This is a genomic window from Pseudomonas sp. NGC7, from assembly GCF_047159675.1.
In the GTDB taxonomy this organism is placed as follows: Bacteria; Pseudomonadota; Gammaproteobacteria; order Pseudomonadales; family Pseudomonadaceae; genus Aquipseudomonas; species Aquipseudomonas kermanshahensis.
In genome coordinates, this window is the sequence record NZ_BAAFZY010000001.1 from 1751987 (window position 1) to 1774244 (window position 22258).

The 22258-nt window shown below is 61.7% G+C and carries 18 protein-coding genes; 16 read left to right on the plus strand and 2 right to left on the minus strand.

Annotated features, from left to right (window positions below):
• Nucleotides 1-28: 28 nt before the first annotated feature.
• Both ACMCNM_RS08045 and map read right to left on the minus strand, forming a co-directional pair.
• Complete coding sequence (locus ACMCNM_RS08045; protein WP_027595790.1) at nucleotides 29-2731, minus strand: [protein-PII] uridylyltransferase; 2703 nt, start codon at nucleotides 2729-2731, stop codon at nucleotides 29-31.
• Between the two features lie 37 nt (nucleotides 2732-2768).
• The gene (map, locus tag ACMCNM_RS08050; RefSeq protein WP_027595791.1) at nucleotides 2769-3551 is read right to left on the minus strand and encodes a type I methionyl aminopeptidase; all 783 of its coding nucleotides are present in this window, start codon (nucleotides 3549-3551) and stop codon (nucleotides 2769-2771) included.
• A 346-nt stretch (nucleotides 3552-3897) separates the two neighbouring features.
• On the opposite strand from map, the gene rpsB reads away from it, so the two are divergent.
• The 16 genes from rpsB to dnaE all read left to right on the plus strand — a co-directional run bounded on the left by rpsB (nucleotide 3898) and on the right by dnaE (nucleotide 22162).
• Entirely contained in the window at nucleotides 3898-4635 is a 738-nt protein-coding gene (rpsB, locus tag ACMCNM_RS08055) for a 30S ribosomal protein S2 (protein WP_027595792.1), read from the plus strand.
• A 186-nt stretch (nucleotides 4636-4821) separates the two neighbouring features.
• The gene (gene tsf / locus ACMCNM_RS08060; protein ID WP_027595793.1) at nucleotides 4822-5685 is read left to right on the plus strand and encodes a translation elongation factor Ts; all 864 of its coding nucleotides are present in this window, start codon (nucleotides 4822-4824) and stop codon (nucleotides 5683-5685) included.
• A 180-nt stretch (nucleotides 5686-5865) separates the two neighbouring features.
• Entirely contained in the window at nucleotides 5866-6609 is a 744-nt protein-coding gene (gene pyrH, locus ACMCNM_RS08065) for a UMP kinase (protein WP_009686950.1), read from the plus strand.
• Entirely contained in the window at nucleotides 6606-7163 is a 558-nt protein-coding gene (gene frr / locus ACMCNM_RS08070; protein WP_027595794.1) for a ribosome recycling factor, read from the plus strand. The genes pyrH and frr overlap by 4 nt, the downstream gene beginning before the upstream one ends.
• Nucleotides 7164-7178: 15 nt before the next feature.
• Nucleotides 7179-7934 (plus strand): polyprenyl diphosphate synthase, encoded by a 756-nt coding sequence (uppS, locus tag ACMCNM_RS08075; RefSeq protein WP_027595795.1) that lies wholly within the window; start codon nucleotides 7179-7181, stop codon nucleotides 7932-7934.
• Nucleotides 7934-8749 (plus strand): phosphatidate cytidylyltransferase, encoded by an 816-nt coding sequence (locus tag ACMCNM_RS08080; protein ID WP_099453135.1) that lies wholly within the window; start codon nucleotides 7934-7936, stop codon nucleotides 8747-8749. Before uppS ends, ACMCNM_RS08080 begins: the two co-directional genes overlap by 1 nt.
• On the plus strand, nucleotides 8746-9936 hold the full coding sequence (gene ispC, locus ACMCNM_RS08085) for a 1-deoxy-D-xylulose-5-phosphate reductoisomerase (protein WP_412764191.1): 1191 nt from the start codon (nucleotides 8746-8748) through the stop codon (nucleotides 9934-9936). Before ACMCNM_RS08080 ends, ispC begins: the two co-directional genes overlap by 4 nt.
• Before the next feature lie 60 nt (nucleotides 9937-9996).
• A complete protein-coding gene (rseP, locus tag ACMCNM_RS08090) occupies nucleotides 9997-11349 on the plus strand; it encodes an RIP metalloprotease RseP (RefSeq protein WP_252826947.1) in 1353 nt (450 codons plus the stop codon).
• 70 nt (nucleotides 11350-11419) lie between these two features.
• Complete coding sequence (gene bamA / locus ACMCNM_RS08095; protein WP_412764192.1) at nucleotides 11420-13783, plus strand: outer membrane protein assembly factor BamA; 2364 nt, start codon at nucleotides 11420-11422, stop codon at nucleotides 13781-13783.
• Between the two features lie 44 nt (nucleotides 13784-13827).
• Nucleotides 13828-14331, plus strand: a complete 504-nt coding sequence (locus ACMCNM_RS08100; protein ID WP_027595800.1) for an OmpH family outer membrane protein — start codon at nucleotides 13828-13830, stop codon at nucleotides 14329-14331.
• Nucleotide 14332: 1 nt separating this feature from the next.
• The gene (lpxD, locus tag ACMCNM_RS08105; protein ID WP_027595801.1) at nucleotides 14333-15388 is read left to right on the plus strand and encodes a UDP-3-O-(3-hydroxymyristoyl)glucosamine N-acyltransferase; all 1056 of its coding nucleotides are present in this window, start codon (nucleotides 14333-14335) and stop codon (nucleotides 15386-15388) included.
• A gap of 113 nt (nucleotides 15389-15501) precedes the next feature.
• Nucleotides 15502-15942, plus strand: coding sequence for a 3-hydroxyacyl-ACP dehydratase FabZ (gene fabZ, locus ACMCNM_RS08110; protein ID WP_003252314.1), 441 nt, complete (start codon nucleotides 15502-15504; stop codon nucleotides 15940-15942).
• Nucleotides 15939-16715 (plus strand): acyl-ACP--UDP-N-acetylglucosamine O-acyltransferase, encoded by a 777-nt coding sequence (lpxA, locus tag ACMCNM_RS08115; protein WP_186675982.1) that lies wholly within the window; start codon nucleotides 15939-15941, stop codon nucleotides 16713-16715. Before fabZ ends, lpxA begins: the two co-directional genes overlap by 4 nt.
• A gap of 1 nt (nucleotide 16716) precedes the next feature.
• Nucleotides 16717-17844 (plus strand): lipid-A-disaccharide synthase, encoded by a 1128-nt coding sequence (gene lpxB / locus ACMCNM_RS08120; protein ID WP_186702957.1) that lies wholly within the window; start codon nucleotides 16717-16719, stop codon nucleotides 17842-17844.
• A 1-nt stretch (nucleotide 17845) separates the two neighbouring features.
• The gene (gene rnhB / locus ACMCNM_RS08125) at nucleotides 17846-18469 is read left to right on the plus strand and encodes a ribonuclease HII (protein WP_027595804.1); all 624 of its coding nucleotides are present in this window, start codon (nucleotides 17846-17848) and stop codon (nucleotides 18467-18469) included.
• Nucleotides 18470-18637: 168 nt separating this feature from the next.
• Nucleotides 18638-22162 (plus strand): DNA polymerase III subunit alpha, encoded by a 3525-nt coding sequence (gene dnaE, locus ACMCNM_RS08130; RefSeq protein WP_099453141.1) that lies wholly within the window; start codon nucleotides 18638-18640, stop codon nucleotides 22160-22162.
• Nucleotides 22163-22258: the final 96 nt, after the last annotated feature.

The window sequence follows — 22258 nt, forward strand, 5'->3', positions numbered from 1 at the left end:
GCGCAAGGTCTCGTCAATCGTCTAATCGTTAAAAGGTCACGCGGGTCGGGCTGGCGTCGCTCGCCTGGCCAGCCTGCAGCTGCTGGACGATAGCCTCCTGCAGGCGGCTGCACAGCTGCGGGTCGGACAGCGGCTGGTTGTCGGCATCGGTGATGAAGAACACGTCTTCCACGCGCTCGCCGAGGGTGGCGATCTTGGCGTTCTGCAACGACAGGTCGAACTCCAGGAAGATGCGGCCGATCCGAGCCAGCAGGCCCGGCCGGTCGGGCGCGGTGATCTCAAGGATGGTCACCGGCCGTTGGGCATCGTTGAGGATGGTCACCTGCGGCGGGAAATTGAAGTGCTTGAGCTGGCGTGGCACCCGGCGCTGAATGATCGTCGGGTAGTCCTCGGGGTTGCGCAGCGCTTCGGTGAGGCCGTCGCGAATCTGCTTGACCCGCTGCGGGTTGTCGCCGATCGAGCCGCCGTCATTGTCGAGCACGATATAGGTGTCGAGGGTGAACTGGCTGCTCGAGGTGATGATGCGCGCGTCATGGATGTTCAGGTTCAACTGCGACATGGCCGCCACGGTCACGGCGAAGAAGTCGTGCTGGTCGGGGGCATAGATGAAGATCTGCGTACCGCCCTCGAACTCGCGCTGGGTGGTTTCCTTGATCAGCACCAGCGGCCCGCCGTCGGCCGGCTGCTGGAGGATGGCGTCGGTGTGCCAGGCCACATCGGCCGCGTTGTGCTTGAGGAAGTAGTCGTCGCCCAACTGCGACCAGAGTTGCTCGACGTCGTCCGGGTCGACGCCTTCGCGCACGAGGATGTCCAACGCGGCGCTTTGGGTCTGGCGGATCTGCTCTTCGCGGTCCAGTGGGTTTTCCAGGCCACGGCGCAGGGCGCGCTTGGTCTCGGTGTACAGCTGGCGCAGCAGGCTGGCGCGCCAGGAGTTCCACAGGCTGGGGTTGGTGGCGTTGATGTCGGCCACGGTCAGCACATAGAGGTAATCCAGGCGGGTCTCGTCCCCCACATGCAAGGCAAAGTCGTTGATCACCTGTGGGTCGGACAGGTCTTTGCGCTGTGCGGTGGTGGACATCACCAGATGGTTCAGCACCAGCCAGACGATCAGGCGGCTGTCCCAGGCCGGCAGTTGGTGGCGCTCGCAGAACGTCTGTGCGTCCACCGCGCCCAGCTCCGAGTGGTCACCCTGGCGGCCCTTGCCGATGTCGTGGTAAAGCCCGGCCAGGTAGATCAGCTCGGGTTTGGGCAGGCGGCCCATGAGCTTGCTGGCCAGCGGGAATTTCTCGGAAACCGGCGTGTACTGCAGTTTGCGCAGGTGCTTGATCAGGTTGAGCGTGTGCGCATCGACCGTATAGATGTGGAACAGGTCATGCTGCATCTGCCCGACGATCAGGCCGAATTCCGGCAGGTAGCGGCCGAGGATGCCGTAGCGGTTCATCCGGCGCAGATTGCGGTGGATGCCGATCTCGCACTTGAACAGCTCGATGAACAGGCTGGTGTTGCGGATATCGTGACGGAAGGTTTCGTCGATCAGGTGCCGGTGCTCGCGCAGCAGGCGCACGGTATCAGCGCGTACCCCTTTGATCTCCGGGTGCTGGGCCATCAGCACGAAGATTTCCAGCATGGCGAACGGCGTGCGTTTGAATACGTTCGGCTTGGCGGCTTCTATATAGCCGTCATGCAGGCGGAAGCGCGCATTCAAGGGTTGAGTGGTGCCGCTGTCATCGTCGGCGAGGATGACTTCCTCGAAGTGCTGGATGATCAGGTCGCACAACTGGCTGATGCTCATCACCACCCGGTAGTACTGCTGCATGAACTGCTCGATCGCGCGCTTGGGGTTCTCGTCGCTGTAGCCCAGCAAGGCGGCGATGCTGCGCTGGTGGTCGAACAGCAAGCGGTCTTCCGAGCGCCCGGCCAGCATGTGCAGGGCATAGCGCACCTTCCACAGGAAGTCCTGGGAGGAGGCCAGCAGTTCGTTCTCGCTTTCCAGCAAAAAACCTTCACCGGCCAGGGCGTGCAGGTTCAGCGTGCCGTATTGGCGGCGCGCCACCCACAACACGGTCTGGATGTCGCGCAGGCCACCGGGTGAGCCCTTGACGTTGGGCTCAAGGTTGTACTCGGTGTCGTTGTACTTGTGGTGGCGGGCCTTGAGCTCGGCGCGCTTGGCCAGGAAGAACTCCTTGCTCGGCCACATGTGCTCGGTGCTGGTGACGTCCAGCATGCGCTGGCGCAAGGCTTCGGGGCCGGCGACGGTGCGGCTTTCCATCATGTTGGTGATGACCGTCAGGTCGGCACGTGCCTGCTCGGCACATTCGTCGACGGTGCGCACACTCTGGCCCACTTCCAGGCCGATGTCCCAGAGCAGGGTGAGGAAGCGCTCGATGGCCTCGCGGTACTGCTCGTGTTCGGCAGCACCTAGCAAAATCAGCAGGTCGATGTCGGAATGCGGGTGCAGTTCACCGCGCCCGTAACCGCCTACCGCGACCAGCGCGATGCCGCGCTGGTCGCCCCAGTCGAACTGGTTCCAGGCCTGCTGCAGGATGTTGTCGACGAGCCAGGCGCGGTCCTCGATCAAACGGCGGATTTCGCGGCCTTCGCGAAAACGCCGGTCGAGCACCTCACCCGCCTGGCGGATGGCTTTCTTGAAGGCGGCGATAGGGCTCGCCTTGAGGGCCAGTTCCGCCTGGAACTGGCCGCGGTCGAACAGCTCGGGATCCACCTGGGGCATTGCGTCGCGTTCCTGTCGTGGGGTGCCTGGCGCGGACTCAGGCCGAGGTGCGCGCGATAGTGTCGTCCTTGCGCAGGGTGAAGATCTCGTAACCGGTCGCCGTCACCACCAGGGTGTGCTCCCACTGGGCCGAGAGCTTGCGGTCCTTGGTAATGGCGGTCCAGCCATCGCCCAGGACCTTGGTGTCTGCCTTGCCCTGGTTGATCATCGGCTCGATGGTGAAGGTCATGCCTTCTTTGAGTTCCATGCCAGTGCCGGCGCGGCCGTAGTGGAGGATCTGCGGTTCTTCGTGGAACACTTTGCCGATGCCGTGGCCGCAGAATTCGCGCACCACCGAGAAGCCGTTCTTTTCAGCGTGCTTCTGGATCACTTCGCCGATGTCGCCCAGGCGGCAGCCCGGCTTGACCAGCTCGATGGCCTTGTACATGCATTCCTGGGTGACCTTGGACAGGCGCTCGGCCCAGACCGGCACGTTGCCGACGTGGAACATGCGGCTGGTGTCGCCGTGGTAGCCGTCCTTGATCACGGTGACATCGATGTTGAGCGTGTCACCGTCCTTGAGCGGCTTGTCGTTGGGGATGCCGTGGCAGACCACATGGTTGATCGAGGTGCAGATCGACTTGGGGTAACCCTTGTAGTTGAGCGGCGCCGGGATGGCCTGCTGCACGTTGACGATGTAGTCGTGGCACAGGCGGTCCAGTTCTTCGGTGGTGACACCGGGCTTGACGTGCTCTTCGATCATTTCCAGCACCTCGGCGGCCAGGCGGCCGGCGATGCGCATCTTCTCGATGTCTTCTGCGGTCTTGATGGTGACGGTCATTACAGGCTCTCTACGGCGCCGTGCACGGCGCGAACAAACGGGAAAGGCCGGATTCTAGCAGAGCAGGGCGGCAATCGGTCGGGATAAAGCCGGCCATCCTGCTGTCTATAGAGGGCATTTTGGCCTGAAAGCCTGGGTGCTGCAAAAACCGCTGACGGACGCGACAGTATTCGGGTTCCGTTCGCTCGCGGTCTGTGGTATAAAATGCGCCGCTTTCGGGGTCGACCCCGTAAGCCCTAAACCCACACACGTGTCGACACGATGACCTGGGTGCCCCGGATTCTAGAATCTGTGGGTTGGTCATTGGGATGCGTGGAGGCCCAACCCGACTTATCAAGGAACTATCATGTCCCAAGTCAACATGCGCGATATGCTGAAGGCCGGTGTGCACTTCGGCCACCAGACCCGTTACTGGAACCCGAAAATGGGCAAGTACATTTTCGGCGCGCGTAACAAGATCCACATCATCAACCTGGAAAAAACCCTGCCAATGTTCAACGAAGCTCTGGCTTTCGTAGAGCGTCTGGCCCAGGGCAAGAACAAGATCATGTTCGTCGGCACCAAGCGTTCCGCCGGCAAGATCGTCGCCGAGCAAGCTGCTCGTGCCGGTTCGCCATACGTTGACCACCGCTGGTTGGGCGGCATGCTGACCAACTACAAAACCATCCGTGCTTCGATCAAGCGTCTGCGCGACCTGGAAACTCAGGCCGAAGATGGCACCTTTGCCAAGCTGACCAAGAAAGAAGCCCTGATGCGTTCGCGCGATCTGGAAAAGCTGGACCGCAGCCTGGGTGGTATCAAGGACATGGGCGGCCTGCCTGATGCCCTGTTCGTGATCGACGTTGACCACGAGCGCATTGCTATCACCGAAGCCAACAAGCTGGGCATCCCGGTTATCGGCGTTGTCGATACCAACAGCAGCCCGGAAGGTGTTGACTACATCATCCCAGGTAACGATGACGCCATTCGCGCTATCGAGCTGTACATGACTTCGATGGCTGACGCCATCATCCGCGGCCGCAACAACGTTGCTGGCGGCACCGAAGTCTACGCTGAAGAAGCGGCTGCACCTGCTGCTGAGTAATTGACGCCTGGCGTCTACTTGGCACGCAAAAAGGGGGCTTTGCCCCCTTTTTGCCACCTTGAAATCCTGCTGTCAGCAACCGCCCCGCACTATGGGCCTGCTGAGATAAAAACAGCGGATTTGCAGAATTGAACGCCCGTGATGAGCGGGTGGAATGGTTGAAAAACTTTCCAAGAGGATTTTGAAATGGCAGCAATTACTGCAGCGCTGGTCAAAGAACTGCGCGAGCGTACCGGCGAAGGCATGATGGATTGCAAAAAGGCCCTGGAAAAGGCCGGCGGCGACATCGAAAAAGCCATTGACGACATGCGTGCCTCGGGCGCCATCAAGGCCGCCAAAAAGGCTGGCAACGTCGCTGCTGAAGGCGCTATCGCCGTCAAGACCGACGGCAAAGCCGCCGTTCTGCTGGAAGTCAACTCGCAGACCGACTTCCTGGCCCTGCAAGACGACTTCAAAAACTTCGTAGCCGAAAGCCTCGAAGAAGCCTTCGCCCAGAAGCTGACCGACGCTGCACCGCTGATCGCCTCGCGCGAAGCAGCCCGTGAAGCCCTGGTCGCCAAGTGCGGCGAAAACGTCAACATCCGCCGCCTGGCGCGCGTTGAGGGTGACGTTGTTGGTGCTTACCTGCACGGCAACAAGATCGGTGCCGTTGTTGTCCTGAAAGGCGGCGACGTCGAGCTGGCCAAGAACATCGCCATGCACGTTGCTGCTTCGAACCCGGAGTTCCTGGATGCATCGGAAATCTCCGCCGAGGCCATCGAGCGCGAGAAGAATGTCTTCCTGCAGCTGAACGCCGACAAGATCGCCGGCAAGCCGGAAAACATCGTTGAGAACATGATCAACGGCCGTATCACCAAGTTCAAGGCTGAAGCTTCGCTGAAAGAGCAAGCCTTCGTCATGAACCCGGAAGTCAAGGTTGGCGAGCTGGCCAAGAAAGCCGGTGCTGAAATCGTTTCCTTCACCTACTTCAAGGTCGGCGAAGGCATCGAGAAGCCAGTCGACAACTTCGCTGAAGAAGTTGCCGCTCAGGTAGCTGCTGCCAAGCAGTAAGACAGACACGTCTGTCGCCCCAAAGAGGCTGCCCGCTCACGCGCGCAGCCTCTTTGTCAAAGCGGGAGCGGTTTTCCAAACCGCTGTTCGCTGACGCAGTCGCTGCGTCACGTTAGAGTTACACGCAGGCTCAAACAGCCCGCCAGAATTTTTTTACAAACGCCGCAGGAGAGATTCGCAATGGCTCAGCAGGGCAGTGGTCATCAGGCTCGCTATAAACGCATTCTACTCAAACTTAGCGGCGAGGCCCTGATGGGCTCGGAAGAGTTCGGGATCGACCCCAAGGTCCTGGATCGCATGGCGCTGGAAGTCGGCCAACTGGTCGGCATCGGTGTGCAAGTCGGTCTGGTGATCGGCGGTGGCAACCTGTTCCGTGGTGCGGCGCTCAGTGCAGCCGGCATGGACCGCGTCACCGGTGACCACATGGGCATGCTGGCGACCGTCATGAATGCCCTGGCCATGCGCGACGCGCTGGAGCGGGCAAACATTACCGCCATCGTCATGTCGGCGATTTCCATGGTAGGCGTGACCGATCACTATGATCGCCGCAAAGCCATGCGCCACCTGAACGCCAAAGAAGTCGTAATCTTCGCTGCCGGTACCGGCAACCCGTTCTTCACCACCGACTCTGCCGCTTGCCTGCGCGCCATCGAAATCGATGCCGACGTGGTATTGAAGGCAACCAAGGTCGATGGTGTATACACTGCAGATCCATTCAAGGACCCGCATGCCGAGAAGTTCGATCATCTGACCTACGATGAAGTGCTGGATCGCAAGCTGGGTGTGATGGATCTGACGGCAATCTGCCTTTGCCGCGACCACAAGATGCCGCTGCGCGTCTTCAATATGAACAAGCCGGGCGCCCTGCTGAACATCGTGCATGGCGGCGCGGAAGGAACCCTGATCGAGGAAGTTCAAAAATGATCAACGCTATCAAGAAAGACGCCCAGGACCGCATGGGCAAGTCCATCGAGGCGCTGGGTCGCCACCTGGCTGCCATCCGCACCGGCCGTGCCCACCCAAGCATCCTGGACAGCGTCAGGGTCACTGCCTGGGGTAGCGAAATGCCGCTGAACCAGGTGGCCGCGATTACCGTCGAGGACGCGCGCACCCTGAAGATCGTTGCGCACGACAAGAACCTCAGCGCTGCCATCGAAAAAGCCATCCTGACCTCCGACCTGGGCTTGAACCCGTCCAGCGCCGGTACCACCATCCGCGTCCCGATGCCGGCCCTGACTGAGGAAACCCGCAAGGGTTACACCAAGCAGGCCAGCGGCGTTGCCGAAGATGCCAAGGTAGCCGTGCGTAACGTGCGCCGTGACGCACTCGCCGACCTGAAGAAGCTGACCAAGGACAAGGAAATCAGCGAAGACGAAGAACGTCGCGCCGCTGACGAGATCCAGAAGCTGACCGACAAGTTCGTCGCCGAAATCGACGCTGCGTTCAAGGCCAAGGAAAAGGACCTGTTGGCCGTCTAAGGCCGAGGTTTTTTAATGGAAAAGACCAAGCCAGCGGCGCCGTCCTCGGTGCCGCGACACGTCGCGATCATCATGGATGGCAACAACCGCTGGGCGAAGAAGCGCTTGCTGCCCGGCGTTGCCGGGCACAAGGCTGGCGTAGATGCCGTGCGTGCGGTCATCGAAGTCTGCGCCGAATCGGGGGTCGAGGTACTGACCCTGTTCGCCTTCTCCAGCGAAAACTGGCAGCGCCCCGCCGAAGAGGTCGGTGCGCTGATGGAGTTGTTCTTCTCGGCCCTGCGCCGTGAGGCGCGTCGCCTCAACGAGAACAACATCAGCTTGCGCATCATTGGTGATCGCTCGCGCTTTCATCCTGAGCTGCAGGCGGCCATGCGTGAGGCTGAGGCACTGACCGCCGGCAACAACCGCTTCATCCTGCAGATCGCGGCCAACTACGGTGGCCAGTGGGACATCGCCCAGGCTGCCCAGCGCCTGGCGCGGGAAGTACAGGCGGGCCATCTGCGTCCGGACGATATCACGCCGGGTTTGCTGCAGACGTGCCTGTCCACCGGTGAGTTGCCGTTGCCGGACCTGTGCATCCGCACCGGGGGCGAACGCCGCATCAGCAATTTCCTGCTGTGGCAGCTGGCCTATGCCGAGCTGTATTTCTCCGACCTGTACTGGCCGGACTTCAAACACGAGGCCATGCGCAATGCCCTGGCCGATTTCGCTTCGCGCCAGCGCCGCTTCGGTAAGACCAGCGAGCAGGTCGAGGCTGGAGCTCGTGCTTAATGCTTAAACAACGCATCATTACCGCGCTGATCCTGCTGCCGGTCGCGCTGGGTGGCTTCTTCCTGCTCAATGGTGGGGATTTCGCCCTGTTCATCGGCTTCGTGGTCACCCTCGGCGCCTGGGAGTGGGCGCGCCTGGCGGGGTTGATGACCCAGCCACTGCGCATTGCCTACGCCGCGGTCGTCGCCGGAGCGCTGATGCTGCTGCACCTGATGCCCGACCTGGCACCGTGGGTGCTGGGTGCGTCGGTGATCTGGTGGGGGCTGGCCACCTGGCTGGTGCTGACCTATCCGCGCAGCAGCGAGCTATGGGCCAGTGCGGCCTGCCGCTTGCTGATCGGCCTGCTGGTGTTACTGCCGGCGTGGCAAGGCTTGGTGCTGCTCAAGCACTGGCCGCTCGGCAACTGGCTGATTCTGTCGGTCATGGTGCTGGTGTGGGCCGCCGACATCGGTGCTTACTTCTCTGGTCGAGCCTTCGGCAAGCGTAAGCTGGCGCCGCAGGTCAGCCCGGGCAAAAGCTGGGAAGGCGTCTATGGTGGCCTGGCTGTCAGCCTGGTGATTACGCTGGTGGTCGGTATCAGCCGCGACTGGGGTGTTGGCCAGATCCTGCTGGGTCTGTTGGGCGCGGCACTGGTGGTCATGGCCTCGGTGATCGGTGACCTGACCGAAAGCATGTTCAAGCGCCGCTCGGGCATCAAGGACAGCAGCAACCTGCTGCCCGGCCATGGTGGCGTGCTCGACCGCATCGACAGCCTGACGGCGGCCATCCCGCTCTTTGCCGTGCTGCTGTGGGCTGCCGAATGGGGTGTGATGTGAGTACGTTGCAGCGCATTACCGTGCTGGGCGCCACCGGCTCCATTGGCTTGAGCACGCTGGATGTGATTGCACGTCACCCTGAGCGTTATTCGGTATTCGCCCTGAGCGGTTACTCGCGCATCGACGAGCTGCTGGCGCTGTGCGTCCGGCATCGCCCGGAGTACGCGGTGGTGCCGAGTGCCGAAAGTGCTGCGCGCTTGCGCGACGGCCTGGCGGCCGTCGGTTGCGCCACCCAGGTGCTGGAAGGCGAGGCGGGGCTTTGCCAGGTTGCCGCAGCGCCTGAGGTGGATGCGGTGATGGCCGCTATCGTGGGTGCAGCAGGGCTGCGACCGACCTTGGCTGCCGTCGAGGCGGGCAAGAAAGTGTTGCTGGCCAATAAAGAGGCGCTGGTGATGTCTGGCGCGCTGTTCATGGAGGCGGTGCGGCGCAGTGGTGCCGTGCTGCTGCCGATCGACAGCGAGCACAATGCAATCTTCCAGTGCCTGCCCAGCGACTATGCCCGCGGCCTGAGCCAGGTGGGGGTGCGCCGCATCCTGCTGACGGCATCGGGTGGCCCGTTCCGCGAAACACCGTCCGCCGCATTGGCCGATGTCACCCCGGAGCAGGCGTGCGCGCACCCTAACTGGTCCATGGGGCGCAAGATTTCCGTGGATTCGGCCAGCATGATGAACAAAGGGCTCGAGTTGATCGAGGCCTGCTGGCTGTTCGATGCCTCGCCCGCCAAGGTCGAGGTGGTGGTGCACCCGCAGAGCGTGATCCACTCGCTGGTGGATTACGTGGACGGTTCGGTGCTCGCCCAGTTGGGCAACCCGGACATGCGCACGCCGATCGCCAATGCGCTGGCCTGGCCAGAGCGCATTGATTCTGGCGTCGCACCGCTGGACCTGTTTGCTATCGCACGCCTGGATTTCCAGGCGCCCGACGAACAGCGCTTCCCGTGCCTGCGCCTGGCGCGGCAGGTTGCCGAGGCCGGCAACAGTGCACCTGCCGTGCTCAATGCGGCCAACGAAGTGGCTGTCGAGGCATTTCTCCAGCGGCGTATCCGCTTCCCGGAGATCGCGGGTATGATCGAACAAGTGCTCGATCAGGAGCCTGTAGTGCCACTGGCCTCGTTGGACGCGGTATTTGCCGCCGACCAGCGTGCCCGGGAGCTGTCCCGTGAGTGGTTGCGGCGTCACGGTCGATGATGCAGGCCTGCCAGGGCTTGTGCGAAAAGTCGTTCTGCTGAACGTCATCTGGAGAAAGATATGACTGCGCTCTACATGATTGTCGGCACCCTGGTGGCCTTGGGTGTTCTGGTCACGTTCCACGAATTCGGCCACTTCTGGGTGGCCCGACGCTGCGGCGTCAAGGTGCTGCGTTTTTCGGTGGGCTTCGGTACGCCGTTGTTGCGCTGGCATGACCGCCAGGGCACCGAATTCGTGGTGGCGGCGATTCCGCTGGGCGGCTACGTCAAGATGCTCGATGAGCGCGAAGGCGATGTGCCGCCTGCGTTGGCCGACCAGTCGTTCAACCGTAAAAGCGTGCGTCAGCGTATCGCCATCGTCGCCGCCGGCCCGATTGCCAACTTCTTGCTGGCCATCGTGTTCTTCTGGCTCTTGGCCATGCTCGGCACCCAGCAGATTCGCCCGGTCATCGGTGCGGTCGAAGCGGGTAGCCTGGCAGCGTCGGCAGGCCTGACCGCAGGTCAGGAAATTGTATCCATCGATGGCAAGGCGACCAGCGGTTGGTCTGCGGTCAACCTGCAACTGGTTCGCCGTCTGGGCGAGAGCGGCACGCTGCAGGTAGGCGTGCGCGACGAAGGCGCCAGCGCCGAGCAGCACTTGCAGATCAAGCTGGACCACTGGCTGAAAGGCGCCGACGAGCCAGACCCTATCCAGTCCCTGGGCTTGCGCCCATGGCGCCCGGTGATCGTGCCGGTGCTGGCCGAGATTGATTCGAAAGGGCCGGCCGCTGCCGCCGGCTTGAAGACAGGTGACAAGCTGCTGGCCCTCGATGGCGTGGCAGTGAACGACTGGCAGCAGGTGGTCGACACCGTACGCGCCCACCCGCAAGCCAAGGTCGTGGTGCGTGTCGAACGCGATGGTGCTGCGCTGGATGTGCCAGTAACCCTGGCCCGCAAGGGTGAGGGCAAGGCCGCGGGCGGTTACCTGGGCGCGGGGGTGAAAGGTGGCGAATGGCCTGCCAACATGCTCCGCGAAGTCAGCTATGGCCCGTTGGACGCGGTAGGCGAGGGCTTGTCGCGCACCTGGAACATGAGCGTCCTGACGCTCGAGTCGCTGAAGAAAATGCTGTTCGGAGAGCTCTCGGTAAAAAACTTGAGCGGACCGATAACCATTGCTAAAGTGGCGGGCGCTTCAGCCCAGTCCGGCGTGGGGGATTTCCTGAATTTCCTGGCCTACCTGAGCATAAGCCTGGGGGTTCTTAACCTGCTGCCCATTCCAGTACTGGATGGGGGGCATTTGCTGTTTTACCTGGTCGAGTGGGCGCGCGGTCGTCCGCTGTCAGATCGGGTGCAAGGTTGGGGGGTCCAGATCGGTATCAGTTTGGTCGTAGGGGTGATGTTGCTCGCCCTGATCAACGATCTGGGTCGACTATAAAGCTTCGCATTGCGAACCTGCCGCCACTTCGCGGCGGGTTGTTTATTGCCAGTTGGAATAAAAGGACTTCATGAAACGTCTGCTGCTAACTGCGGTCCTCTCCGCACTGATGATCGCTGAAGTTCACGCCGAGTCCTTCACCATCTCCGATATTCGTGTCAACGGCCTGCAGCGGGTTTCCGCCGGCAGCGTCTTCGGTGCCTTGCCGCTCAACGTCGGCGATCAGGCCGATGATCGGCGCCTGGTGGATTCGACCCGTTCCCTGTTCAAGACTGGCTTCTTCCAAGACATCCAGCTGAGCCGCGATGGCAATGTCCTGATCATCAACGTGGTCGAGCGCCCGTCGGTTTCCAGCATCGAGATCGAAGGCAACAAGGCGATCAGCACCGAAGACCTGATGAAGGGTCTGAAGCAGTCTGGCCTGGCCGAAGGTGAGATCTTCCAGCGCGCCACCCTTGAAGGTGTGCGTAACGAGTTGCAGCGCCAGTACGTGGCCCAGGGCCGCTACTCGGCCGAGGTCGACGCCGAAGTCGTGCCGCAGCCGCGCAACCGCGTCGCGCTGAAAATCAAGATCAACGAAGGCACCGTCGCGGCCATTCAGCACATCAACGTGGTGGGCAACAACGTCTTCGACGACGAAGAGCTGTCGCAGCTGTTCGAGCTGAAAACCACCAACTGGCTGTCGTTCTTCAAGAACGACGACAAGTACGCCCGTGAAAAACTCTCCGGTGACCTGGAGCGTCTGCGTTCCTACTACCTGGACCGCGGCTACATCAACATGGATATCGCCTCTACCCAGGTATCCATCACGCCAGACAAGAAACACGTCTACATCACCGTCAACATCAACGAAGGCGAGAAGTACACCGTCCGTGACGTGAAGCTCTCCGGTGACCTCAAGGTGCCGGAAGACCAGGTCAAGTCGCTGCTGCTGGTGCAGCCGGGCCAGGTATTCTCGCGCAAGGTGATGACCACCACGTCCGAGCTGATCACCCGTCGTCTGGGTAACGAAGGCTACACCTTCGCCAACGTCAACGGCGTGCCACAGCCGAACGACCAGGACCACACCGTCGATATCATGTTCGTGGTCGACCCGGGCAAGCGTGCCTACGTCAACCGCATCAACTACCGCGGCAACACCAAGACCGAAGACGAAGTGCTGCGTCGCGAAATGCGCCAGATGGAAGGCGGCTGGGCGTCGACCTACCTGATCGACCAGTCCAAGACCCGTCTGGAACGCCTGGGCTTCTTCAAGGAAGTCAACGTCGAGACCCCGCCGGTGCCTGGCACCGATGACCAGGTCGACGTCAACTACAGCGTCGAGGAACAAGCGTCCGGCTCCATTACGGCGTCGGTCGGTTTCGCCCAGAGCGCCGGTCTGATCCTGGGTGGTTCGATCAGCCAGAGCAACTTCCTGGGTACCGGTAACAAGGTCTCCATCGGCCTGACCCGTTCCGAATATCAGACCCGCTACAACTTCGGCTTCGTGGACCCCTACTTCACGGCTGACGGTGTCAGCCTGGGTTACAACGCCTTCTACCGCAGCACCGACTACGACGACCTCGATGTCGACGTTGCCAGCTATGCGGTCGACAGCCTGGGCGCCGGTGTCAGCCTGGGTTACCCGATCAGCGAAACCTCGCGCCTGACCTATGGCCTGAGCGTTCAGCAGGACAAGATCAAGACCGGTAAATACACCGTCGACGAGATCTTCGACTTCCTCGATCAAGAGGGTGACAACTTCCTGAACTTCAAGGCGTCGATCGGCTGGTCCGAATCGACCCTGAACAAAGGCGTGCTGGCGACTCGTGGTCACTCGCAAAGCTTGACCCTGGAATCGACCATTCCGGGCAGCGACCTGTCGTTCTACAAGCTCGACTACCGCGGCCAGCTGTTCAAGCCAATCAACAACGACTACACCCTGCGCCTGCACACTGAACTGGGCTATGGTGATGGCTACGGCAGCACCTCGGGCCTGCCGTTCTACGAGAACTACTACGCGGGCGGCTTCAACTCTGTCCGTGGCTTCAAGGACAGCAGCCTGGGCCCACGCAGTACGCCTAGCCGTGGTGAAGGCAACCCGGGTGGCAAGCCGGGTACCATCCGCGACCCGGATCAGGATCCGCTGCCGTTCGGTGGCAACGTGTTGGTCCAGGGTGGTGTCGAACTGCTGTTCCCACTGCCGTTCGTCAAGGACCAGCGTTCGCTGCGCACGTCGGTATTCTGGGACGTGGGTAACGTGTTCGATACCAACTGCGGCAGCAAGCCAGATTGCGAGAAGGTCGGTTTCTCGGGTATGGCCAGTTCGGTGGGTCTCGGTGTGACCTGGATCACTGCACTGGGCCCGTTGAGCTTCAGCCTGGCGATGCCGGTCAAGAAGCCGGACGATGCCGATACCCAGGTGTTCCAATTCTCTCTGGGCCAGACCTTCTAAGGTCGGCCCTTGCATAACGACAACGGTTTATCCAGGAGTGCATCGTGCGTAAGTTGACTCAACTGGCCATTTTGGCCGCGGCGCTGGTCGCCACCCCGGCTTTCGCCGAAATGAAGGTTGCCGTCCTGAACTATCAGATGGCCCTGCTGGAATCGGATGCCGCCAAGAAGTATGCGGTTGATGCAGAGAAAAAATTCGGCCCGCAACTGACCAAGCTGAAAAGCCTGGAAAGCAGCGCCAAGGGCATCCAGGACCGCCTGATCAAAGGTGGCGACAAGATGCAGCAGCAGGAGCGTGAGCGCCTGGAGCTCGAGTTCAAGCAAAAGGCCCGCGACTTCCAGTTCCAGTCCAAGGAACTGAACGAAGCCAAGGCCGTTGCGGACCGTGACATGCTCAAGCAACTCAAGCCGAAGCTGGACGGCGCTGTCGAGGAAGTGATCAAGAAGGGCGGTTTCGACCTGGTTCTCGAGCGTGGCGCGGTCATCGATGTCAAACCTCAGTACGACATCACCCGCCAAGTCATCGAGCGCATGAACCAAGCCCGTTGATATGACCTTGAACATGACGCTTGGCCAGTTGGCCGAAGCCCTCGGCGCCACCCTCAAGGGGCCCGAGGCGCTGCAGATTACCGGGCTGGCCACCTTGCAGGAGGCCGGCCCCGGTCAATTGAGCTTCCTCGCCAACCCGCAGTACCGCAAATTCCTGGATAACAGCCAGGCGGCAGCGGTGCTGCTCAAGGCTGCGGATGCTGAAGGCTTTGCTGGCAATGCACTGATCGTCGCTGATCCGTACTTGGCCTATGCGCGCATTTCCCACCTGTTCGATCCCAAGCCCAAGGCTGTGGCGGGAATTCATCCCAGCGCCGTAGTGGCTGAAGATGCCCAGGTGGATGCCAGTGCGAGCATCGGCCCGTTCGTGGTCATCGAAAGTGGTGCGCAGGTTGCTGCCAATGTCAGCATCGGTGCCCACTGCGTGGTCGGTGCCCGTTGCGTCATCGGTGAGGGCGGCTGGCTGGCGCCACGGGTCACCCTGTACCATGACGTGACCATCGGCAAGCGTGTGGTGATCCAGTCTGGCGCAGTGATCGGTGGTGAGGGCTTCGGCTTCGCCAACGAGAAGGGCGTATGGCGCAAGATTGCCCAGATCGGCGGCGTGACCATCGGCGATGATGTAGAAATCGGCGTCAACACGGCAATCGACCGTGGTGCGCTGTCGGACACGCGCATTGCCGACGGGGTCAAGCTCGACAACCAGATCCAGATCGCTCATAACGTTCAGATCGGTGAGCACACGGCCATGGCCGCCTGTGTCGGGATTTCCGGCAGCACGCGCATTGGCAAGCACTGCACCATTGCTGGCGGTGTCGGCATGGTGGGTCATATTGATGTCTGTGATAACGTTTTCGTGTCCGGGATGACCATGGTGACCCGATCGATCACCGAACCGGGGGCCTATTCTTCCGGCACAGCCATGCAGCCATTGGCTGACTGGCGCAAGAGCGCCGCGCGTATCCGCCACCTGGACGACATGGCCAAGCGTCTCCAGCAGGTGGAAAAGCGCATCGATACCGTGACCTCAGGTGGCCAGCCGGCATCAGAAGGCTGATACCATTCCCTGAGCAAGAGTGAACAGACGCTAGCTGGCTCCTCTTTGGACTGCAAAAGGAGCGCGTGGTCAGCACCTGCGCTCCCTATTCTTATTACAGGCTTCCCCCCGAAATGATGGACATCAACGAGATTCGCGAATACCTGCCTCACCGTTACCCGTTCCTGCTGGTGGATCGCGTGACGGATCTGGACTTCGAGGCCCAGAGCATTCGTGCCTACAAGAATGTCAGCATCAACGAGCCGTTCTTCAATGGCCACTTCCCGGCCCACCCGATCATGCCGGGCGTTCTGATCATCGAGGCCATGGCCCAGGCGGCCGGCATCCTCGGTTTCAAGATGCTCGATGCCAAGCCGGCAGATGGCACCCTGTACTACTTTGTCGGGTCCGACAAACTGCGTTTCCGTCAGCCGGTATTGCCGGGTGACCAGCTTGTGCTGGAAGCCAAGTTCCTCAGCCGCAAGAGCATGATCTGGAAATTCGAGTGCCGCGCCCTGGTCGACGGCAAGCCTGTCTGCTCGGCAGAAATCACCTGCGCGGAACGCTCCCTATGAATTTGATTGATCCTCGGGCCATCATCGACCCGTCGGCCAAACTGGCCGACGGTGTCGAGGTGGGCCCCTGGTCGATCGTTGGCCCTGATGTCGAAATCGGGGAGGGCACCGTCATTGGCCCGCATGTGGTGCTCAAAGGGCCGACCCGTATCGGCAAGCACAACCGCATCTACCAGTTTTCCTCGATCGGCGAAGACACCCCTGACCTCAAGTACAAGGGTGAGCCGACGCGCTTGGTGATCGGTGATCACAATGTGATCCGCGAAGGTGTGACCATTCACCGCGGTACCGTTCAGGACCGTGCAGAAACCACCGTCGGCGATCACAACCTGATCATGGCCTACGCCCACATCGGTCACGACAGTGTCATCGGCAATCATTGCATTCTGGTGAACAACACTGCGTTGGCGGGGCATGTTCATGTGGGGGACTGGGCGATTCTGTCCGGGTACACCCTGGTGCACCAGTACTGCCATATCGGTGCACATGCGTTTTCCGGCATGGGCACGGCGATCGGCAAAGACGTACCGGCCTTCGTCACGGTGTTCGGCAGCCCGGCCGAAGCGCGCAGCATGAACTTCGAAGGCATGCGTCGTCGGGGGTTCAGCGACGAGGTCATTCATATCCTGCGTCGTTGCTACAAGATCGTCTACCGTCAGGGCCTGACCGTCGAAGACGCGATCAAGGCGCTGGACGAATTGGCAGCCCAGCACCCTGAGGTCGATCTGTTCCGTCAGTCGATCCTGAATTCTGCCCGCGGCATCACCCGCTGACATGGCCCAGCTTTGCGTAGCCCTGGTCGCGGGTGAGGCCAGCGGCGATATTCTCGGGTCTGGCTTGATGCGCGCCCTCAAGGCGCGCCATCCCGACGTACGCTTTATCGGTGTTGGCGGCCCCTTGATGGAAGCCGAAGGCCTGCAATCCTACTTCCCCATGGAACGTCTGGCGGTCATGGGCCTGGTCGAGGTGCTGGGACGGCTGCGTGAGCTGCTCAAGCGCCGCAAGTTGTTGATCCAGACCCTCATCGCCGAAAAGCCCGATGTGTTCATCGGCATCGACGCCCCGGATTTCACCCTCAACATCGAATTGAAACTGCGTCAGGCCGGTATCAAGACCGTGCACTACGTCAGCCCATCCGTATGGGCGTGGCGGCAGAAGCGCGTGCTGAAGATCCGCGAAGGCTGCGACCTGATGCTGACGCTGTTGCCGTTCGAAGCCCGGTTCTACGAGGAGCAGGGGGTGCCGGTGCGTTTCGTCGGCCACCCACTGGCCGATACCATTCCGCTCGAGGCCGACCGACAGGCGGCGCGCGCTGAGCTTGGCCTGGGCCCAGGCCCGGTGGTGGCGTTGATGCCTGGCAGCCGCGGCGGCGAGGTCGGGCGCCTGGGGGCGCTGTTCCTCGATGCCGCCGAGCGCTTGCGCGAACGAGTACCGGGTGTGCGCTTCGTGCTGCCCTGCGCCAACGCCGCACGGCGTGCCCAGGTTGAGCAGATGCTCGAAGGGCGCGCGCTACCGCTGACCCTGCTCGACGGCCAGTCGCACCAGGCCTTGGCGGCCTGCGATGCGGTGCTTATCGCGTCGGGTACCGCCACCCTGGAGGCACTGCTGTACAAGCGTCCCATGGTGGTGGCTTATCGCCTGGCGCCGTTGACCTACTGGATTCTCAAGCGCCTGGTCAAAAGCCCTTACGTGTCGTTGCCCAACCTGCTGGCCCAGCGCGAACTGGTGCCTGAACTGTTGCAGGATGACGCCACCAGCGAAGCCCTGGCGCAAACCTTGGCCCCCTTGGTGGCCGATGGCAGCCAGCAGACCGAACGTTTCGACGAGATTCACCGCACCCTGCGCCGGGATGCTTCCAACCAGGCCGCCGAGGCGGTACTGGCCTTGCTCAAGGACCGCTGAGATGCAAATAGGACTGGATTTCAACCTGGTCGAAGACCTGGTCGCCGGGGTCGATGAAGTCGGCCGTGGCCCCTTGTGTGGCGCGGTGGTGACGGCTGCAGTGATCCTCGACCCGGCACGGCCGATCCTCGGCCTCAACGATTCGAAGAAACTCACCGAAGCCAAGCGCGAGGCGTTGTTCGACGAAATCTGCGAGAAGGCGCTGAGCTTTTGCATTGCCCGCGCCGAGGTCGAAGAAATCGACCGCCTGAACATTCTTCAGGCCACCATGCTGGCCATGCAGCGTGCGGTCGAGGGGCTGCATGTCACGCCCAAGCTGGCACTGATCGACGGCAACCGGTGCCCCAAGCTGGCGGTACCCGCGGCACCGGTCGTCAAAGGCGACAGCCAGGTGCCGGCCATTGCGGCTGCGTCGATCCTGGCCAAGGTGACGCGTGATCGGGAGATGAGTGCGTTCGAGCTGATTTACCCCGGTTACGGCATCGGTGGGCACAAGGGTTATCCGACGCCGGTGCACCTTGAAGCCCTGGCCCGGCTTGGGCCTACGCCCATTCACCGACGCTCCTTTGCGCCGGTACGGGCGGCGTGGGAGGCCCGTGAGGGCATTACCGATTCTTTGATCTAGTGCATGGGGCCGCTTTGCGGCCCTTTCGCGACGCAAGGCCGCTCCTACAGAGGTTACGCGTTTCCTTGTAGGCGCGGCCTTGTGTCGCGATGGGCTGCGAAGCAGCCCCAAATCCTGCCCTCATTTACGCTACAATCCCGCCCTTGTCGTTCTGCTACAGGATCACCCATGTCGGTTCCCTTCGTTCACCTTCGCGTGCACTCCGAATTCTCGCTGGTCGACGGCCTGGTGCGGATCAAACCGCTGGCCAAGGCATTGGCGGGGATGAACATGCCGGCGGTGGCGATCACCGACCAGAGCAACATGTGCTCGCTGGTGAAGTTCTACAAGACCGCCATGGGCGCCGGGATCAAGCCGATCTGTGGTGCCGACCTGTGGCTGGCCGGGCCCGACCCGGAAGCCCCGTTGTCGCGCATCTGCTTCCTGGCGATGAACCCCCAGGGCTATCGCAACCTCACCGAGCTGATTTCGCGCGGTTGGGTCGAAGGCCAGCGCAATGGCCTGGTGATTTTGCAGCGCGAGTGGATCGCCCCCGCCAGCGAAGGCCTGATCGCCTTGTCTGCTGGCAAGGAAGGCGACATTGGCGCCGCGCTGCTCTCGGGTCGGGTTGAAGAGGCCGAAGCGCTGTTGCGCGACTGGCTGGGCATGTTCCCCGAGCGCTTCTACGTTGAAGTGCAACGCACCAACCGCGCCCGCGACGAAGAATACGTGCACGCTGCTGTGGCCCTGGCCGACAAGGTCGGCGCGCCGCTGGTGGCGACCAACGATGTGCGCTTCATCAAGCAGGCCGACTTCGATGCCCACGAAACCCGTGTCTGCATCGGCGAGGGCTGGACCCTGGACGACCCGCGTCGCCCGCGCAACTACAGCGATCAGCAGTACCTCAAGAGCGCGGACGAAATGGCCGAGCTGTTCAGCGACTTGCCCGACGCCATCGCCAACACTGTCGAGATCGCCAAGCGTTGCAACATCCAGGTGCAATTGGGCAAGCACTTCCTGCCCGATTTCCCGACGCCCAATGGCATGGGCATCGACGATTACCTGCGCCATGTCTCCCATGAAGGCCTGGAGGAGCGCCTGGCGGTGCTCTGGCCCAAAGAGACCACGCCAAACTATGAGGAAAAGCGCCAGGTCTACCTGGACCGCCTGAAGTTCGAGCTGGATATCATCATCCAGATGGGCTTCCCCGGCTACTTCCTGATCGTTATGGACTTCATCAAGTGGGCCAAGAACAACGGCGTGCCGGTCGGCCCAGGCCGAGGCTCGGGTGCTGGTTCGCTGGTCGCCTACGTGTTGAAGATCACCGACCTCGACCCGCTGGCCTATGACCTGCTGTTCGAGCGCTTCCTCAACCCTGAACGGGTATCCATGCCCGACTTCGACGTCGACTTCTGCATGGATGGCCGTGACCGGGTCATCGAATACGTGGCCGATGCCTACGGGCGCAACGCGGTCAGCCAGATCATCACCTTCGGTACCATGGCCGCCAAGGCGGTGGTGCGCGACGTAGCGCGGGTGCAGGGCAAGTCCTACGGCCTGGCCGATCGCCTGTCGAAGATGATCCCCTTCGAAGTCGGCATGACCCTGGAAAAAGCCTACGAGCAGGAAGAGATCCTGCGCGACTTCCTCAAGGGCGACGAAGATGCCCGCGAGATCTGGGAGATGGCCCTCAAGCTCGAGGGTGTCACCCGGGGTACCGGCAAGCACGCCGGTGGTGTGGTCATCGCCCCGACCAAGCTCACCGATTTTTCGCCGATCGCCTGTGACGAAGAGGGCGGCGGCCTGGTAACCCAGTTCGACAAGGACGATGTCGAGGCCGCCGGGCTGGTCAAGTTCGACTTCCTCGGCCTGCGTACGCTCACCATCATCAAGTGGGCGATGGAGACGATCAACCGCGAGCAGGCCAAGCAGAACCTGCCGGACCTGAACATCGACTTCATTCCCCTGGATGACCGCAAGACCTACGAGTTGCTGCAAAAAGCCGAGACCACGGCGGTGTTCCAGCTCGAATCGCGCGGCATGAAGGAGCTGATCAAGAAGCTCAAACCAGACTGCCTGGAAGACCTCATCGCACTGGTGGCGCTGTTCCGCCCAGGCCCGCTGCAGTCGGGCATGGTGGACGACTTCATCAACCGCAAGCACGGCCGCGCCGAGCTGGCCTACCCGCACCCGGACTACCAGTATGACGGCTTGCAGCCGGTACTGGCGCCGACCTACGGCATCATCCTGTACCAAGAGCAGGTGATGCAGATTGCCCAGGTCATGGCCGGCTATACCCTGGGCGGAGCCGACATGCTGCGGCGGGCCATGGGTAAGAAAAAACCCGAAGAGATGGCCAAGCAGCGCGGCGGCTTTATTGAAGGTTGCGCGAACAACGGCATCGATGGCGATCTGGCAGGTAACATCTTTGACCTGGTAGAGAAATTCGCCGGTTACGGCTTCAACAAATCTCACTCTGCCGCCTATGGCCTGGTGTCTTACCAGACCGCCTGGCTGAAAACCCACTACCCGGCGCCGTTCATGGCCGCGGTACTTTCGGCGGACATGCACAACACCGACAAGGTGGTGGTGCTGATCGAGGAAGTGCGCAGCATGAAGCTGCGCCTTGATGCGCCCGATGTGAACACTTCCGATTTCAAGTTCACCGTCAATGACGATGGCCGTATCGTCTATGGCCTGGGTGCGATCAAGGGTGTGGGCGAGGGGCCGGTGGAAGCCATCGTCGAAGTGCGTGCGCAGGGCGGCCCGTTCAAGGACCTGTTCGATTTCTGCGAGCGCGTCGACCTCAAGCGCGTCAACAAGCGCACCCTCGATGCGTTGATCCGCAGTGGTGCACTGGACCGTCTGGGCCCGTACTTCCATGACGAGATCAAGGCCTACCAGGCCAACATCGACCGTAACCGTGCAACCTTGCTGGCGGCGCTGGAAGAGGCGATCAAGTCGGCCGAGCAGACCGCACGTACTGCCGACAGCGGCCACGTCGACCTGTTTGGCGGCTTGTTCGTCGAGGCAGACTCGGACGTCTATGCCAACCACCGCAAGGTCCGCGAGCTGACCCTCAAAGAGCGCCTCAAAGGCGAGAAGGACACGCTGGGCTTGTACCTGACCGGTCACCCGATCGACGAGTACGAAAGCGAGATTCGCCGTTTTGCCCGGCAGCGCATCATCGACCTGAAGCCGTCCCGTGAGTCCCAGACGATCGCCGGCATGATCATTGCGTTGCGGGTCATGAAGAACAAGAAGGGTGACAAGATGGGCTTCGTCACCCTCGATGACCGCTCGGGGCGCATCGAGGCGTCGCTGTTTGCCGACTCCTTCATGGCGGCCCAGTCATTGCTGCAGAACGACGCCATGGTCGTGGTCGAAGGGGAGGTCAGTAACGATGACTTCTCGGGCGGCCTGCGCCTGCGGGTGAAGCAGGTAATGACCATGGAAGACGCGCGTACGCGCCTGGCCGAAAGCCTGCGCCTGAAAGTCGCCCATGATGCGCTCAAGGGCGACCGCCTGAACTGGCTGGGTGAGCTGATCACCCGTCACCGCGGCGGCTGCCCGATTACCCTGGAATACACCGGCAGTGACGCCAAGGCCATGCTGCAGTTTGCCGATGAGTGGTCAATCGACCCGGCTGACGGCCTGATTCAGGCACTGCGTGACCAGTTCGGACGTGAGAACGTCTTCCTGCAATATCGTTGAATCGACGAATTTTAATCTCGACCTGAATGCGCCCGATCCCTTAAGGTAGGGCGCCAAACGGATCAACCGGCCGGCCGCCTGGCCGTAGACCCAAGA